At 45.7% G+C, this 16,469-nt stretch carries 12 protein-coding genes; 9 read left to right on the forward strand and 3 right to left on the reverse strand.

Going from position 1 to position 16,469, the window contains the following annotated elements; genetic code table 11:
• The first annotated feature begins 220 nt into the window (after positions 1–220).
• From ATL39_RS03465 to ATL39_RS03475, 3 genes are read left to right on the forward strand one after another with little or no spacing between them, the layout of a single operon-like run.
• Positions 221–1,450 carry a quaternary amine ABC transporter ATP-binding protein gene (locus tag ATL39_RS03465; RefSeq protein ID WP_120191881.1) on the forward strand — a complete coding sequence of 410 codons (1,230 nt, stop codon included), beginning with the start codon at positions 221–223 and terminating at the stop codon, positions 1,448–1,450.
• Entirely contained in the window at positions 1,410–2,249 is an 840-nt protein-coding gene (locus ATL39_RS03470) for an ABC transporter permease (RefSeq protein WP_120191882.1), read from the forward strand. The genes ATL39_RS03465 and ATL39_RS03470 overlap by 41 nt, the downstream gene beginning before the upstream one ends.
• 58 nt (positions 2,250–2,307) lie before the next feature.
• Positions 2,308–3,252 (forward strand): glycine betaine ABC transporter substrate-binding protein, encoded by a 945-nt coding sequence (locus ATL39_RS03475; RefSeq protein ID WP_120191883.1) that lies wholly within the window; start codon positions 2,308–2,310, stop codon positions 3,250–3,252.
• Positions 3,253–3,319: 67 nt separating this feature from the next.
• Here ATL39_RS03475 and ATL39_RS03480 read toward each other — a convergent pair whose 3' ends face one another.
• On the reverse strand, positions 3,320–4,057 hold the full coding sequence (locus ATL39_RS03480; protein ID WP_120191884.1) for an SDR family NAD(P)-dependent oxidoreductase: 738 nt from the start codon (positions 4,055–4,057) through the stop codon (positions 3,320–3,322).
• 242 nt (positions 4,058–4,299) lie between these two features.
• Positions 4,300–4,539, reverse strand: a complete 240-nt coding sequence (locus ATL39_RS03485) for a ferredoxin family protein (protein ID WP_120191885.1) — start codon at positions 4,537–4,539, stop codon at positions 4,300–4,302.
• Positions 4,540–4,748: 209 nt separating this feature from the next.
• On the opposite strand from ATL39_RS03485, the gene ATL39_RS03490 reads away from it, so the two are divergent.
• Positions 4,749–6,524, forward strand: coding sequence for an SLC13 family permease (locus tag ATL39_RS03490; protein ID WP_120191886.1), 1,776 nt, complete (start codon positions 4,749–4,751; stop codon positions 6,522–6,524).
• Positions 6,525–6,561: 37 nt separating this feature from the next.
• Positions 6,562–7,131 carry a TetR/AcrR family transcriptional regulator gene (locus tag ATL39_RS03495; protein WP_120191887.1) on the forward strand — a complete coding sequence of 190 codons (570 nt, stop codon included), beginning with the start codon at positions 6,562–6,564 and terminating at the stop codon, positions 7,129–7,131.
• A 275-nt stretch (positions 7,132–7,406) separates the two neighbouring features.
• Here ATL39_RS03495 and ssb read toward each other — a convergent pair whose 3' ends face one another.
• Positions 7,407–7,802, reverse strand: coding sequence for a single-stranded DNA-binding protein (gene ssb, locus ATL39_RS03500; RefSeq protein WP_120191888.1), 396 nt, complete (start codon positions 7,800–7,802; stop codon positions 7,407–7,409).
• A gap of 300 nt (positions 7,803–8,102) precedes the next feature.
• Here ssb and ATL39_RS03505 point away from each other — a divergent pair, with 300 nt between their 5' ends.
• From ATL39_RS03505 to ATL39_RS03520, 4 genes are all read left to right on the forward strand, one after another.
• On the forward strand, positions 8,103–11,216 hold the full coding sequence (locus ATL39_RS03505; protein WP_120191889.1) for an efflux RND transporter permease subunit: 3,114 nt from the start codon (positions 8,103–8,105) through the stop codon (positions 11,214–11,216).
• A 120-nt stretch (positions 11,217–11,336) separates the two neighbouring features.
• The gene (gene galU, locus ATL39_RS03510; protein ID WP_120191890.1) at positions 11,337–12,215 is read left to right on the forward strand and encodes a UTP--glucose-1-phosphate uridylyltransferase GalU; all 879 of its coding nucleotides are present in this window, start codon (positions 11,337–11,339) and stop codon (positions 12,213–12,215) included.
• Between the two features lie 243 nt (positions 12,216–12,458).
• A complete protein-coding gene (locus tag ATL39_RS03515) occupies positions 12,459–14,234 on the forward strand; it encodes an N-acetylmuramoyl-L-alanine amidase (protein WP_170146824.1) in 1,776 nt (591 codons plus the stop codon).
• A gap of 78 nt (positions 14,235–14,312) precedes the next feature.
• Positions 14,313–16,469, forward strand: coding sequence for a cell wall-binding repeat-containing protein (locus ATL39_RS03520; RefSeq protein ID WP_120191892.1), 2,157 nt, complete (start codon positions 14,313–14,315; stop codon positions 16,467–16,469).

The following is a 16,469-nucleotide window of genomic DNA, read 5'->3' on the forward strand; positions in this document are numbered from 1 at the left end:
AGATAAATGATAAAGCGGATAATGAGATATGAGCAGGCAATAGCAGGATACAGCGATTATCTATGTGAAAAGACAGATGTAAAGAGCGTACAGTATATATTTTATAAAGAATATGGACGTAAATCAGCTATTATTCGATTTGCGCCATTTTTCCCACAATTGTATAGTAATAGGGAAGCATGAAAAAGGGCGCAGGCTTTCATGAAAAGAGGGATAAACCATGGCAGTGAAAATTCAGGTGGAGAATATTACGAAGATATTCGGGAAAAAACCCAAAAAGGCTCTGGAACTTTTGGACCAGAACCAGTCTAAAGACGCTATTCTAAAAGCTACGGGAAATACAGTGGGAGTGAACAAGGCCTCCTTTGAAGTAGAAGACGGAGAAATTTTCGTTATAATGGGTCTGTCTGGAAGCGGAAAGTCCACGCTGGTGCGGTTATTCAACCGTTTAATTGAACCAACGGCCGGCAGTGTCTGGATTGATGGGGAAAACCTGGCAACGATGGATCAGAAAACGCTCCGCGATGTACGACGCAAAAAAATGAGCATGGTATTCCAAAAATTCGGACTGTTTCCATTCCGCACGATCCAGAGCAACGTGGAATACGGGCTTGAAATTCAGGGAATGGATCCGGCCGAACGCAAGGAAAAAGCAGGTAAAGCTTTAGAGCTTGTAGGACTGCAGGGATATGAAAATATGCACCCGGACGAATTATCCGGAGGAATGCAGCAGAGGGTGGGACTTGCCCGCGCCCTTGCCAACGATCCGGATGTACTACTGATGGATGAGGCTTTCTCGGCGCTTGATCCTCTCATTCGAAAGGATATGCAGGATGAGCTTCTTGATCTGCAGGGGAAAATGAGAAAAACGATCATTTTTATTACCCATGATCTGGATGAGGCTCTGCGCATCGGAGACCGTATCACGATTATGAAAGACGGTGCGGTGATTCAGACCGGCACGCCGGAACAGATTCTTATGCATCCAAAAGATGACTACGTAGAGAAATTTGTAGAAGATGTGGACCGTTCGAAAGTATTTACTGTAGAACACGTTATGTCACGTGCCGAGGCAATAAACATAGAAAAAGAAGGACCGCGTGTTGCCCTTCAGCGTATGAAAGAAGGCAACATCTCCAGCATCTTTGTAACAAACCGCCAAAAAGAACTGCTCGGTGTTGTTCATTCGAGTGATGTCTCCCGCCTGGCGCAGGAAGGAAAAGACAGCGTGGAGGAAATAATTGAAAGAAACGTACCAACGGTTGAAAAAGGAACAGTACTTAAAGATATGATGAATCTGCTTACGTATACCAATATTCCGTTAGCTGTTGTAGAAGATAATAAATTAAAGGGCATCGTGTTTCGTGGTTCGGTTATGGCTGCACTGTCCGGCGGGGAGGTGATCGAGCATGGAAATACTTCCGAAACTGCCGCTGGCAGCATGGATTGATGCGTTCGTTGAATGGCTGACAAATGCAGAGTTTTTCTTTGATTCCCTGACAAACGGCATCGGCTGGATTATCAGCTCGATAGAAGCTGTGTTCAGCCTTCCGCCTGCCTGGCTGCTTTTGATTATAATTGTGCTGCTTACTTATTTCCTGGCAGGGCGAAAAATAGGATTAACGATCTTTGTGCTGCTGGGACTGTTCTTAATAGATAACCTCGGTTTCTGGGATGATATGATTTTAACACTTTCCATCGTTCTTACTGCTTCGATTATATCGATTGTCATTGGAGTTCCTATCGGCATCTGGATGGCGAAAAAGGGATTAGTAGAAAACGTAGTAAAGCCGGTTCTGGACTTTATGCAGACGATGCCTGCTTTTGTTTACCTTATTCCAGCCGTAGCTTTCTTTGGGATCGGTATGGTACCTGGAGTTGTGGCTTCTGTAATCTTTGCTATGCCGCCGACGATTCGTTTTACGAACCTTGGCATCAGGCAGGTTTCGACGGAAGTGATTGAAGCGGCCGATGCGTTTGGTTCCACCGGATCACAAAAGCTGTTTAAAGTTCAGCTTCCAATGGCCAAAGCGACTATTATGGCCGGTATCAACCAGACGATTATGCTGGCGCTTTCCATGGTGGTTATTGCTTCCATGATCGGAGCCCAGGGTCTCGGAACGGCTGTGTACTTTGCCGTAGGACGTAACGATGCAGGCGGCGGTTTTGAAGCCGGTATTGCCATTGTTGTTCTCGCCATTATCCTGGACCGTTTAACGCAAAGCTTTGGAACGAAAGCAAAACAGTAGTTTACCTCCATTTTCTGGAGTAAACATATATTAAAACAAAAAGGGAGCGGATCAAGGTATGAAAAAGAATTTTAAGTATGTTGGCTTAACAGCAGGACTATCTTTTACAATAGCCCTGGCTGCCTGCGGAGGCGGCGGTTCTGACGATTCAGAAGAACAGGAGTCTGGATCGGAAGGCGGAGAAAGCAGTGAAGAAAGCGCCGGAGGCAATATTGGCGAAGAAATGGATTATACGATTACCGGTATTGATGCCGGTGCAGGCGTAATGGCTGCAGCCGAGCAGTCTATCGAAGACTACGGTCTTGACGACTGGAGCCTGCAGTCGAGTTCAGACGCAGCGATGACCAGTGCGCTTGACGAAGCGATTTCCAATGAAGAACCTATCGTTATTACAGGCTGGAATCCTCACTGGATGTTTTCTGTGCATGATTTAAAATACTTAGAGGATCCGGAAGGCTCCTTTGGGGAAGCAGAAGATATTCATACTATCGCACGTGAAGGATTGGAAGAAGACGCACCTGAAGCCTATGAAGTTCTTGATAATTTCCAATGGGAAGGCGAGCAGATGGAAGAAGTAATGCTCGAAATATATAATGGAGCTGAGCCGGAAGAAGCTGCCAGAACCTGGGTGGATGAAAACGAAGATGTAGTCAGCACTTGGACTGAAGGCGTCGAAGAAGTAGACGGAGAGCCATTAAGCCTTGCATTTGTAGCCTGGGATTCCGAAATTGCCTCTACCAACGTGGTGGCACAGGTATTAATGGACCAGGGGTATGAAGTAGAGACAACGCCTATGGAAGCAAACATCATGTTCCAGGCTGTTGCACAGGGTGAGCAGGACGCTATGGTAGCAGCATGGCTGCCGGCTACACACGAACAGTACTTCAGTGATTACGAAGATCAGTTTACTGATCTCGGAGCGAATCTGGAAGGTGCCAGAATCGGCCTTGTTGTTCCAGAATATGTAGAAGCGGACTCCATTGAAGATTTAGCATCAGAATAACAGCACAAAGACAGAACCCGGTTTCTATCGGGTTCTGTCTTTTTTATTTATGGAAGCTGCCTGTTAGTTATGCGAGAGAATATCCGCCGTCTACGACAAGGTTGTGGCCATTAATATAGGAAGCTTTATCGGACGCAAGAAAGTAGACGACTTCTGCAATTTCTTTTGGATCGGCCGCCTCTCCGCGCGGGTGTTTTTTCGAAGCTTCTTCAAAATTACTTTCTCCTCCATACAGCCGATGAGCAAGGCTTGTGTTTACAGGGCCCGGCGAAATGGAATTAAAACGCATCTTCTGCTTGGCATGACGAACCGCAAGCGATTTTGTCATGGCCACAACGCCTGCCTTGGCACTTGCATAAGCAGGGAGGGCTGAAGGATATTTGCCGTTTCCTACAATAGCCGCGTTGTTAATAATAGAAGCACCGGCTTTTTTGTCAAAAAGCGGGGTGGCGTGCTTGATCATCAAGTACACACTTTTCAGGTTAGCATCAAACAGCGCATTCCAGTCTTCCTCTTTGACACGCTGCAGGGGACCTAATGCAAATTCAACCGTACCGGCGTTGTTAAACAGCACATCGACTGTTTTATCCGCATCAGCCAGCTCCTGAAAGAAGGCTTCCACATCTTTTTCACTGCCGGCATCGGCCTGGTGGTAAGTAATCGTTAGATCGCTGCGTTCCTCTTCAAAAGCTGTGCCTTTTTCTTCATTCCGGCCTAGTACATGCACTTCGTATCCTTTTTCTGCAAAAAGAACGGCGGTGGCACTGCCTATTCCTGATGTTCCTCCTGAAATGACTGCGAGCATATCTCTTCAATCCCTTCCGTATGTGTATAGTATGTATATACCTTTTGTAGAGGGATTGAAAACCTGACCGTTGGATAAACACAAAAAACCCTCCGGCTTATGCCGAAGGGTTCTCTGCTGTGGCACAATTATGGATGCAGATAATGTATCTGATCTATAATCGAGGTATGGGGTGGGTTAGTTTTAGTATTCCCACTTTTTAAGAAATTAATCCTTTTTTTATCATTTTTTTCATATTTGTTTTAAGTCGTTCCATAGAATTCTTTTGCTTTTTCAAGAAAAGACTCAGTGGCAGGTGTCAGTTCATCTTCCTCCACGATTGCTTCTACTGGACAGACGACAATACAGGCTCCGCAGTCAATGCAGACATCCGGGTCGATGAAATACTGATCCGGGCCTTCTTCAATACAGTCTACCGGGCAGACATCAACGCAGTCGCCGGCTTTTTCTCCGATACATGGGTCCAAAATAACGAAAGCCATTTTTCCACCCCCTTTATTGCTTCTATTGTAACATGGAACAAGATGTTTTAATGCTTTCTATATACCTTCTGCAAAGGAGAAATATTTCTTTTCTGCCTGGACAGAGGATTCTTTACATTTAGAAACGGGAAGGTATAATGATGGATACATTGTTAAATACACAATACATATAAAATTACTTGGTATTAATTATAAAGGAGCTTAACGGCATGACCTGGGAAATAATTGCGCTTGGCCTGATCATCGTTGTTATGATGGGCGCTCTCATAAAAGAATTAGCTCCTCCCGAAATAATCCTGCTGCTTGCGCTCGGCGTTCTTGTCGTGAGCGGTATTCTTTCCTTTTCGGATGCTCTGACTGGTTTTACAAACCAGGGGATGCTGACGGTGGGACTGCTCTGCATTGTAGCAGGCTCTGTGCAGCGAAGCGGCCTGGTAGAAACGTTTATCAACCGGATTTTAAGCAAAGGGGAAACGCAGCGGCAGTCTCTTCTGCGCATATTGATCCCGTCCTCTATATTGTCCGGTTTTTTAAATAATACCCCCATAGTAGCAACGTTTTCACCGCTTGTAAGACAGTGGTGTGAGCGCCATAATGTATCTCCATCAAAGTTTCTGCTGCCGCTGTCCTACGCAACGATCACAGGCGGCACGATGACACTCATTGGTACGTCTACGAACCTCGTCGTGCACGGCATGCTGGTGGAGAGGGGATATGACGGCTTTTCGTTTTTTCAGCTCAGCATCATCGGCGTTCCGATAACGATCGGTTTAATTATTTTTATCGTGCTGCTCGGTCCTGTTCTGCTTCCGGACAGAACGCCGCCTTCTTATTTATTAAAAGATGACCGCAAGCGTTTTATGATGGAATTTGTTGTAGGAAATACAGAAGCCTATCATTTAAAAACAATCCGTTCTTCCGGATTGTGGACAGAAAAGTCCATCGAAATAAAAGACATATACCGAAAGCAGAAACGCCAGCTGCACTGGGATGAAAAGTTTATTCTGCAGGAAGGGGACAGGCTCTGGGTGAAAGGAACCCTGGATGCTCTGGCTGCGATGGAACGAAAGGAAGGGATAGAGCACCATTCTTCCGGGCAGTATGGCATTAACAAACTGCGGGACGGAGAAAACAAGCTCCTGGAAGTTGTGGTGACGCACTACTCGTCCCTGCTTTTTCAAACGATTGGGTCTGTTTCTTTCACAGACCGTTTTGATGCGGAAGTGGCGGGCGTCCACCGCCATCAGGATGTTCAGGAAAGCAGCCTGAATGACATACCGGTAAAGCCCGGGGACACGCTGCTTCTGCTGGCAGGTCCCCAGTTTGAAGAAAAAACCCTGCATCATAATGAATTTACCGTGCTGACGAAAAAAGAGAATCCTTTCTTTCATCTTCCTTCCTGGAAAGCTGTCCTGCCGGTTGTACTGATGAGTGCGATGGTAGTGCTGTCAGCTCTGCAGATTGTGCCTATTTTTTATGCTTCTCTCGCTGTAACAGGACTCCTTCTGCTGCTGCGCGTGATGACAGTCAAAGAAGCAGTCGATTATATTCCTATTCCTATTCTGCTTGTTATTGCTGCCGCATTTGGAGTGGGAGAAGCGATGCTTCAGACTGGAGCCGCGGCATTTGGAGCCGGCCAGCTGATTAACTGGGTGCAGCCGTTTGGCATCATCGGTATCTTTATTGTCATTTATATTGTAACCAATTTGTTTACAGAAATGATCACCAACAATGCTGCGGCAATTATTATGCTGCCCATCTCTATCGAAGCTGCCGGGCTTCTGGATATTGATATTCTTCCTCTGGCGGTTATTGTTGCTATTGCAGCTTCAGCAAGCTTTATTACGCCGATAGGCTACCAGACGAACCTGTTCGTTTATCACCAGGCAGGCTATCGTTTTACCGATTTTATGAGGCTGGGCATTCCCGTAAGCTTTTTTGTCATGCTGATTACGGTAACAATTACCTGGATCGTATGGGTGTAGTACAATAAGAGGACTAGACAAAAAGGAGACTTCATCCATGGCAAGACAGCGTACCCTCGAAAAAGAACGGCTTTTCGAAGAAACGGAAAAGCTGCTGCTCGAAGAGGGATATCATTCTTTTCATTTTCAGGCTCTCTCCAAACGGCTCGGCGTGGCACGAAGCACTATTTATAATTATTACTCAAAAAAAGAAGAGCTGGTCACCGAATACATGATGTACGTCATTGACCAGATTATGCAGCGTATGGAAAAAGCAGCTGCTATAGAACCTTTTGAAGAAAAGCTCACAGCGTTTCTCCGGGTGTGGATTGATTATGCGGATATTCATCAATCCCTGCAGATTTTACCTGTGATGGATCATCACGCTTCCCCGCTGGTAGAAAGAAATGTCGAGCGGCTTTTCATCTTTTTCGGCACCTTAAACCGCCATGTCCAGCTGTTAATTGAAGAGGGAAAAGCCAGCGGACATATAGACAGAAATCTCTCCGGAACAGCATTAAATGCCATCATTATGTCTCTCGTAAGAGCGCCGAACGCTAAACTCAGCCGGGATGTATGGGTGGATACAATATATGCTGTACTGACAAAAGGAATGAGCCCGGGATAAAATAGTTTCCGCAGGCTCTTTTTTATGATATAAATAAATGACACAACCGTCATATTAAAGCAGTCAAAGGGGCTGCTTATCTTTTTCGAAAAATATGACACGAGTGTCATTTAAAAGGCACCGCGGATAATGGAATCCGCAGTGCACTAATAATATGTGAGTGTATTGGGATGATAGTAGAGGGGGGATATCGAAGGTATATAGAGGAAATGCTGTCCTGATATAGATAGGCACTCACATAAAAGACAGCGGAATAAAAGCTGTTCAGCTGTATGCTAAGAAAATACAGGATCTTCCATTGGTTCATCTTCATCTGCCGCAAAATTATGCAGGACGGATGTTTCCTTTTGAGGCTGCAGCTTTAAAAACCGCACCTGTTCGGCATTTACTTCTACAACGTGTACGCGCTGCTGATCTTTATTATCGTAGGAACGGGTATGTATCCGTCCTGTTACGCCGACTGTAGCGCCTTTATGGCAGTAGGATGCCGTGTTTTCAGCCTGTTTTCTCCAGACAGTAACGGGAACAAAATCGGCTCCATATTCTCCCTGCTGATTCTTGAAATGGCGCTGAACGGCCAGAGTGAAACGGCAGACGGCAATTCCTTCTTTCGTGTACAGCAGTTCCGGATCTTTCGTAAAACGTCCAACCATCGTGACTTGATTAAACATACATAGCTCCTTTATGAAAGTATAGGGGTGGATTCGTACTTAGATGAATGGTGTGGTAAAGCGGGCGGGTGTAAACATTTTATAATAAAGGGGGAGTGCGGTGCAGGTGGCGTCCTGCCGGGGTGAAACTTGAAGGGGTAATTCGTCTACACAGCGGGCGCGATAGGGGGAGGCGTCCTGCAGCACGTAAATGAAGCGATAAAGCGTTAACGACTCTCCTTTCTTTTTAAGTTGTCTTAAATATACCAGAATGTTAGGTAAAAAGCACTACATATTTTATAAAAATTAGGGGGTTTTTTCATGATTGAACAAATCATCAAAAAACGGAAGATTACGATTCTATTTTTCATTATGCTCTGTCTTGTCGGAGGACTGGCTTTTTTACAGCTTCCTCAAAAAGAAATTCCCGCTATTGACCCGCCGGTGGCACAGATTAATACGGTATATCCCGGTGCTTCGGCAGAAGCCGTCGAGTCGAGTCTGACCAATCCGCTGGAGGAGTCGGCCGCCAATGTCCAGGGCATTGCCGAAGTTACATCTGTCTCGAGTCCGGGTTTTTCTTCTATTACGCTGGAGCTCGAAGAAGGGCGCAGTGATACAAACGAAATCTGGACAGAAATTGAAAGAAACATAAACGAAGCGGCGCGCAGTTTTCCGGAAGACGCAGAAGCTCCGTCCTTCAGCAACAGCACAGGCGGGCAGGGTCTGGCTATTTACCAGGTAGTATTGAATGATAATGCCGGACTTTCCGAAGTACAGAGTTATATTGAGAGCTGGGAAAGAAACTTCACGCAGCTTCCCTCTATCACGGAGGTAGGCGTAGAAGGGGATCTGGAGCGAGAGCTCCGTTTTACACTTGATCCTGAAGCATTAGCAGATGACAGCCTTTCAGCGGGCCAGGTGATTGGAGCCGTCAGCGGAGAAACATCGACGGTGCCGCCGGGGGAATGGCAGATAGACGACAGAAATCAGCGTGTAGAGCTCCCGGGTGCTTCTACAGCAGAAGAGCTGGAGGAAATTATTGTCGGCGCAGATGAACAGGGAGACAGCCTTCGTCTCTCAGACGTTGGAAGAGTGGAGGATACGCTTGTTCCGCCAGTTTCATCCGTATCTCATAATGGAGAGCAGGCTCTGTCCTTAACCTTTTTCCTGGCTGAGGATGCCAGTGTTCCAGCAGCACAGGAAGAACTCGATCCTGTGATTGAGGACTTTGAAGCCGGGCTTCCGGAAGGCGCTGCGCTGGAAGAACTTTATACCCAGGCTGATCTGGTTTCCGAATTGTTTACTGGTCTGGCCTTTTCGTTTGCTTTGGCATTTTTATCGGTTTTTCTTATTTGTGCGATCGGTCTGAGTTTCAGTACTGCTGCGGCCGTAGGAATTTCCATTCCTGTATCCTTAACGATTGCGGCGATCGTTCTTCCATTTGCCAATGTCGGACTGGATCAGATTTCTTTAATTGCCTTTATTATCTCCCTTGGTATTCTTGTAGATGATGCCATCGTTGTTAATGAAAACATAGACCGGAGGCTGAAGCTGGGGGATTCGCCGTTTCGTGCCGCGACACTTGGTGTCAGGCAGGTAGCGGTATCCGTCATTGTGTCCACGCTGACGGTTGTGTTTACGTTCTTTCCGCTTCTGCTTCTGCCGGGCTCGGCCGGGGCATTTATCCGACCGCTTCCGGTCGTACTGATTGCCGCTATTATTGCGTCGACGATCGTAGCGTTAACTATCATGCCTCTGTTCCGCGCTGCGCAGGAGGAACGGGCCCTGAGACGTCAGAAAAAACGCAGAAAGTCTTCTTCTCCGGGGCTGCTTGGCTCCTGGATTGATAAAGGAGCCGAATTATACAGTACAGGTATTCTAAAAAAAGTCGTGAAGCGGCCGATATTGTTTTCAGCAGGAGGACTGCTGCTCGGTACAGCAGCCTACGCACTGGTTCCATTTACGCCAGTTGAATTTTTCCCGGACACCGACCGGGAAGAAGTGTTTATAGAAGCATCTCTGGAAGAAGGAACAACACTTGCTGATACGAAAGAAAAAGCCGAAGAAATAGAGACGTGGCTGCTTGAACAAGAGGAAATCCGTTCCGTTTCCTCCTATGCAGGAACGGAAGTGCCGAGAATATTTAATTCCGGAAACGGTGGAGGCGCCACTGGTGAAAATGATATGCAGTTCCTCGTATATATAGATGGAAGCCAGGCCGCCGCGCGTGACGTAATGAACACGTGGAACAACGACTGGTCGGAAACATTCAGCGGCATTGTATCAACAAGGGGATCCATCGTTGAATCCGGACCGCCGATAGGAGCGCCTATTGCAGTGGAAGTTTCCGGAGAAAATATGGATGATATTCTGCAGACAGCGGAACAGATAGAGCAGATTCTGGCTGAAGCAGAAGGAGTACAGGAAACAGAAGCCGATGCTAATGACAATCTATCTGCTCTATCATATGAGGTAGACGAAGAAGCTGCCGCAGCGGCAGGCGTTGATAAGGAAGCTATCAGCCGGGAGCTCCTTCTGCTGGGAGAAGGGGTGCCGCTTGGAACCCTCCAGCAGGGGAGCCGTCAGGTGGATATGAGAATATCCTATAATACTGCAGGAACCGTCAGCGAAGAAGATCTGGAGAACATCGCATTTTCCCCGCAGGCAGAAGGACCATCGGCAGAGGAGGAACCTGTTGCTCTTTCTGAACTGATTGCTGGAGAAGAAGAAACATCCTTCAGCGCGGTTCCCCATATTGGAACAGAACGAACTGTAACGGTCCGCGCTTACCCGGGCAATGAAAATGTGGAGGATATTGAAGCCGCCGTGGAGGCTCCGATTTTAGAGGCCGGAGAAGAAATGCCCGGGGTTAACGTATCAATCGGCGGGGAAACGTCCGAGCGGGCAGATGTATTCATTGATATCGGCCAGATTTTTATACTTGTCGTGTTTCTAATATTTATCGTTATAGCCATTCCCTTTTATTCGCTCATGCTGCCGCTTATCGTTCTGAGCGCTGTCTACTTATCAACCGCCGGGGCGATTCTTGGCTTGTTTCTTACGCAGACGGGACTTGGATTCATGTCGATGATGGGGGCAGTGAGCCTGGCAGGAATCGTTATCCGTAACGGACTCGTGCTGATTGATTTTATTGAACAGCGACTGAAAGAAGGACAGCCGGTCGAACAGGCCGTGCAGGAGGCGGGACGGGAGCGGTTCCGGCCGATTCTTCTAACGAGTTTAACGACAGCGGTTGGACTGCTGCCGATTGCATTTGGAAACAATCCATTGTTTCAGCCGCTTGGTATTGCCATTGTATCCGGTCTCGTATTTTCTACTCTGCTGACGCTTCTTGTCGTACCAGCCCTTTATATGATTAAGCACAAAGTCGGAAGCAGAAGAAAAAAGAAGTCGCTGCAGACAGCTGAATAAGTATTTCCAAAAAAAAGGTGGTAACGACCCTGCACAAAAAGATATAATACAGAAGAATCCCTCCAGAATTTCATCTGGAGGTTACATAACAGCAAGAAAGAGTTAAGAGGAGGCCTGTACATGAAAGTAAGAAAAGCGATTATACCGGCAGCCGGATTAGGAACCAGATTTCTGCCTGCCACAAAGGCCCAGCCAAAGGAAATGCTTCCTATTGTAGATAAGCCGACTATTCAATATATCGTGGAAGAAGCGATTGCATCCGGCATTGAAGACATTATTATTGTCAGCGGACGAGGCAAACGCGCGATTGAAGACCATTTTGATAAATCATACGAGCTGGAAGAAACGCTCGCGAAGAAAGAGAAATGGGAGCAGCTCGAAGAGGTGCAGAACATCTCCAACCTGGCGAACATTCACTATATCCGCCAGAAAGAACCGAAGGGCCTGGGCCACGCCATTGCATGTGCCAGCAGCTTTATCGGCGACGAGCCGTTCGCCGTGCTTCTTGGGGATGATATTGTTAAATCAGAGGAACCCTGCCTAAAGCAGATGATTGAAGTGTATGATGAATATCAATCTTCTATCGTTGGTGTCCAGGAAGTGGCTGATAAGGACGTATCCAAATACGGCATCGTAGAACCGAGAGGAAAAGAATACAAGCCGGGAATTCTCCCGTTAGCCGATTTGAAGGAAAAGCCGAAGCTCGAGGACGCCCCTTCCAATTACGCTATTATGGGACGCTACATTCTGAACCCGGAGATTTTCGATATACTAAAAAATCAGGCGCCCGGCTCCGGAAATGAAATTCAGCTTACAGACGCTATTAAAGAACTAAACAAAACACAGGAAGTTCTGGCTTACGAATTCAAAGGCCAGCGTTACGACGTAGGAGACAAATTCGGTTTTGTAAAAGCGACCGTGGACTTTGCCCTGGAGCGTGACGATTTGAAAGATGCGGTCCAGGAATACCTGGAAAGTGTTATACCAGCCAGGAAATAGAATGAACCACCTTTCCCCGGGAAAGGTGGTTTTTTTGTCGTTTTAACAACAATGTCAAATAATAGCTTTAAAGTATTGGTAGTTTATACCTGTTTTTTAAATATAGGACTATGAATTCGTTTAAAATAGTTATATCTTCATAGTAGCTGTTTCGTTTGTATCATTTATTAGTACATATACTCCAATTGCATCCATTTATATAATACTTATGAAGCAGACTCTACATAAGAAATGGAGAAAAGTATGATAAGAAATTGTTTAAAGATTGTCCTTCCAGTTCTTGTTGCCCTCATCTTGTTTATTCTCGTTCCCCTGCAGAGCTTCGCCCAGGACCAGCGGCTAAGCGGCTCGGACCGGATTGGAACGGCTATTGAGCTTTCCAAACACGGCTGGGACAAGAGCGGAAGCGTTATTATCGCCAGATCCGATCACCCTGCCGATGCCTTAGCATCAGCGGGATTAGTTGCCAAAACAGGTGCCCCGGTTCTTTTAAGTAAAAAAGGCAGCCTTGATTCCCGTTTAACGGCTGAAATCAAACGGCTCGGCGCGAAGCAGGTGTATCTGCTTGGCGGCACTGGAGCCATCAGCGGTTCTGTAGAGAGCTCATTAAAATCACAAGGTGTCAGCGTGAAAAGAGTCTCCGGCGATACAAGATATACTACGGCACAAAGCGTTAACAAAGAAGCCGGCTTAGGTTCAGCGTCTACTGCTATTCTGGTAAACGGCAGTACAGTAGCTGATGCATTAAGTGCTTCAGGAATTGCAGCAAACAAAAATCTTCCTATCTATCTATCAAGAACAAACTCTACACCTGTTGAGCTTCCTTCTACTGTAAAGAATGTAGTGATTTTCGGCGGAACAGCAGCGATTAGTTCTTCTGTAGAACAAAAGCTGAAATCGCAGGGGAAATCAGTACAGCGTATTTCCGGCGCAGATAGATATGAAACAAGTGTAAATGCGGCTAAATGGGCAAAGCTCTCAGGTAAACATAATTTAATAGTTAGAGGTACTTCTGTAAAGAGCAGCGCAGAAGATTACCCGGATGCAGTAGCATCTGCCGGGCTGTCAAAAAAGCTTGGAGCTCCAGTTATATTGAGTCATAACAGCAGCCCCGCCAGCGTAACCAAAAACTATATCAGTTCATCAAGCAAAACAAATTTAGTTTTAGGCGGTACCACTGCTATTTCAAATAAAGCGTTAAATGATCTTAATGTTTCTCTTTCAAGTGGAGGAAGCACTGCTCCTGAAGACGATAGCTCTTTAACTTCAGCAACTATTAGTTCTCCATATGAAATTAATGTTAGAAGCGTAGCGAACTGGAGTGCTGATATTCTTGGGACCGTGAAAAACGGCCAGGGAGTAGAAGTTTACGAAGTGAAAGACGGCTGGGCCAAAATTAAATACGGCAGCTCTACCGGTTTTATCCCAGGGAACTATGTAAATCTTACCGGCGGACAGCCGGAACCGGAACCATCCGTTCTGGCCGGCAAAGTTATATCCATTGATGCAGGCCACGGAGGAAATGATCCAGGTGCAGTTGCTAATGGACTTCAGGAAAAAGAACTTAATCTTGACGTAGCGCTTCGTGTTGAAAAAAGATTAAAAGACCTTGGAGCTACGGTTATTATGACTAGAAAAACAGATACATTTATTGAACTTGGTCAACGTGCCAGAATTGCAAACGATGCAAAAGCATCATCATTTATAAGCATTCACGGCAATGCCTTTAACGCTGCGGCCAATGGAACAGAAACATTCCATCACCCAACAAGCACAGAAGGCAGAAAGCTGGCAACGGCTCTACAGACAGAATTAATTGAAGAACTGAGCACAACAAACCGCGGTGTGAAAAATAATAACTTTGCCGTACTTCGCCTTACAAGCATGCCTTCCGCTCTTGTGGAATTAGGATTTTTGACAAATGCTGCTGAGGCAAAAAGATTAAAAACAAATGAGTTCAGAGAAAAATCTGCTATTGCGATTGTAAATGGTCTTGAGACGTATTACGGAAGTAAATAAAAGGCAGAAAATGAGAGAGAAGCTGTCTGCTTCTCTCTTTTTTTATAATCATGCGATAGTCAAAAGGGTGGTAGTTTATTGAAAAAAACAGTATGGCAGATAGGGACATCACTACTGGCGGTTTTTATTTTTCTTCCAATGGAAGCAGACGCAGAAGACAAAGAAATTTACATAGAATACGAAGATCACGTCCAGGAAGAATCAATAGGGCTTCAATCTGTAGACAAGCAGAGGGTGGAAACAATAAGTGTTCCGGAAGAAGACTATGAAGAAACTCTGGAAGAACTGGAAAACAATGAAGAAATAAAATTTGTAGAAGAAGAAATTTACTACGAGTACACAACAATGCCAAACGATCCTTTTATGTCCAGGCAGAAAATTAATTTTGAAAAAATAGGTGGTTACGGCGCCTGGAACAACTACACGCCAAAGTATACTCCTACGATAGCTGTTCTTGATTCGGGACTGCAGACTGCTCATTCGGATATCGGCAAAGCAGTAGTAAAGCCTTTCAATGTAGTAAACCAGACAACGAACGTGAAGGATTTAGTCGGGCACGGAACTCATGTAGCAGGCACGGCAGGTGCGGTTACAAATAATGGTATCGGTGTTGCTTCATTAGTGAAAAATGCAAAAATCATGCCGGTAAAAGTAGGTGAAGCTACAGAGATTACAAACATGAATATTGCCAGAGGCATTCACTACGCCATCGATAATAAAGCAGATATTATCAATCTGAGTCTTGGAGGACCAACTTCTTCCACTGTAGTACAGGAGGCTGTGAATAGAGCAAACCTTGAAGGAATTCTGGTAGTCGCAGCAGCAGGCAATAATAGTTCATCCAATAAATTTTATCCGGCTGCCAGCAATGGCGTACTTTCTGTTTCAGCCGTTGACGATAAAACAAATAATATTGCCGGTTATTCCAATTACGGCTCCTGGGTTGACGTTTCTGCACCAGGAACGAATATCTGGAGCATTTGTACAAAAGGCTCACTGTATCCGTTTACCAATTGCAGCCAGTCTAATCCGTATATTCCATCCAGTGGAACAAGCATGGCGGCTCCAATGGTTTCATCAATGGCAGGGATGCTGAAAGCTCAGGATCAAAAGCTTACCAACCATCAATTAAGCTATTTGATAGAAAGCGCGGCCAGCACGAAAGTGGGAGACAATAAAAAAACCAAATACGGGCTGACGAATGCCGAAACCGCTCAAACCCTATATAAAGAAGAAAACAGGCTGTATGGTGCGTCTTCCATAAAAACCTCCAATGAAATTGCCTTAAAAGGCTGGAGTGACATTAAAGAAACTACTCTTTCCAAAGCATCCGGTGAGGAAGAGGAGGCGCCGGTAAAAGGTCGATTTGTCATTATGGCAAATAATCAGTCCTTTGCAGACAGCCTGGCAGCAAGCGGGCTTTCCAATAGAATTGACGCGCCTCTGCTTCTTACATCTCCAACGCGTCTGGATGCTACTACTGTAAATACAATGAAGAAACTAAACGTAACAAACGTCATTCTTCTCGGAGGGTTCAACGCTGTATCATCAAAAGTGGAAGAATCCATTCAAGCCAGCGGTTTTGAAACGATGCGCCTCCGTGGAAGCAATCGTTATGAAACGGCTTCAGTTGTTAATGACTATGTCGCTGTTCCGGGAGGGGAAGTCGTCGTAGCTTCCGGAGAAAACTTTCCTGACGCACTGGCAGTATCGAGCTATGCTGCCAAAAAAGGGCTGCCGATAGTTTTTGTTCAAAAGAACGCCCTTCCGGAAGCAAGCCGGGCATTCATGGAGAAATACAATTTTAGTAAGGCATACGTAATTGGCGGAACCAATGCTGTTTCTGAAGAAGTGGCAGCGGATCTTCCAGAGCCGGTGAGAATTTCCGGCAGCAACCGTTACGAAACTTCTATTAAAGTAAACGAATATTTTAAAGGGACGCTTTCTTCAGATCACCTTCTTGTAGCTACTGGAGCTAATTTTCCAGACGCTTTAGCAGGTGGGGTAATGGGAGCAAAAACGAATACTCCAATGATATTTGTTGAAAAAAATAAAGTGCCGGACGTTTCCTCGACATTTATTGCAAATCAGAGTAACTTTCAATCTTTTACCGTACTTGGTGGAACGGCTGCGGTCAGTTCCCATACAAAGTGGGAAATAGATAATCGGATTTATAACAGTTATTACCAGGATAGATATGGAACAGGCAGTGGAACGCAGGCAGTAAAAAATTAA

This window comes from Sinobaca qinghaiensis (genome assembly GCF_003610495.1).
Lineage (GTDB): Bacteria > Bacillota > Bacilli > Bacillales > Marinococcaceae > Sinobaca > Sinobaca qinghaiensis.

What these genes read in the sequence shown, in the direction of transcription:
- ATL39_RS03490 (WP_120191886.1), top strand. Translation starts at nt 4,749, where the DNA reads ATGACCTGGGAAATAATTGCGCTTGGCCTGATCATCGTTGTTATGATG.
- galU (WP_120191890.1), top strand. Translation starts at nt 11,337, where the DNA reads ATGAAAGTAAGAAAAGCGATTATACCGGCAGCCGGATTAGGAACCAGA.
- ATL39_RS03480 (WP_120191884.1), bottom strand. Translation starts at nt 4,057, where the DNA reads ATGCTCGCAGTCATTTCAGGAGGAACATCAGGAATAGGCAGTGCCACC.
- ATL39_RS03470 (WP_120191882.1), top strand. Translation starts at nt 1,410, where the DNA reads ATGGAAATACTTCCGAAACTGCCGCTGGCAGCATGGATTGATGCGTTC.
- ATL39_RS03495 (WP_120191887.1), top strand. Translation starts at nt 6,562, where the DNA reads ATGGCAAGACAGCGTACCCTCGAAAAAGAACGGCTTTTCGAAGAAACG.
- ATL39_RS03515 (WP_170146824.1), top strand. Translation starts at nt 12,459, where the DNA reads ATGATAAGAAATTGTTTAAAGATTGTCCTTCCAGTTCTTGTTGCCCTC.
- ATL39_RS03485 (WP_120191885.1), bottom strand. Translation starts at nt 4,539, where the DNA reads ATGGCTTTCGTTATTTTGGACCCATGTATCGGAGAAAAAGCCGGCGAC.
- ATL39_RS03465 (WP_120191881.1), top strand. Translation starts at nt 221, where the DNA reads ATGGCAGTGAAAATTCAGGTGGAGAATATTACGAAGATATTCGGGAAA.
- ATL39_RS03505 (WP_120191889.1), top strand. Translation starts at nt 8,103, where the DNA reads ATGATTGAACAAATCATCAAAAAACGGAAGATTACGATTCTATTTTTC.
- ATL39_RS03475 (WP_120191883.1), top strand. Translation starts at nt 2,308, where the DNA reads ATGAAAAAGAATTTTAAGTATGTTGGCTTAACAGCAGGACTATCTTTT.
- ssb (WP_120191888.1), bottom strand. Translation starts at nt 7,802, where the DNA reads ATGTTTAATCAAGTCACGATGGTTGGACGTTTTACGAAAGATCCGGAA.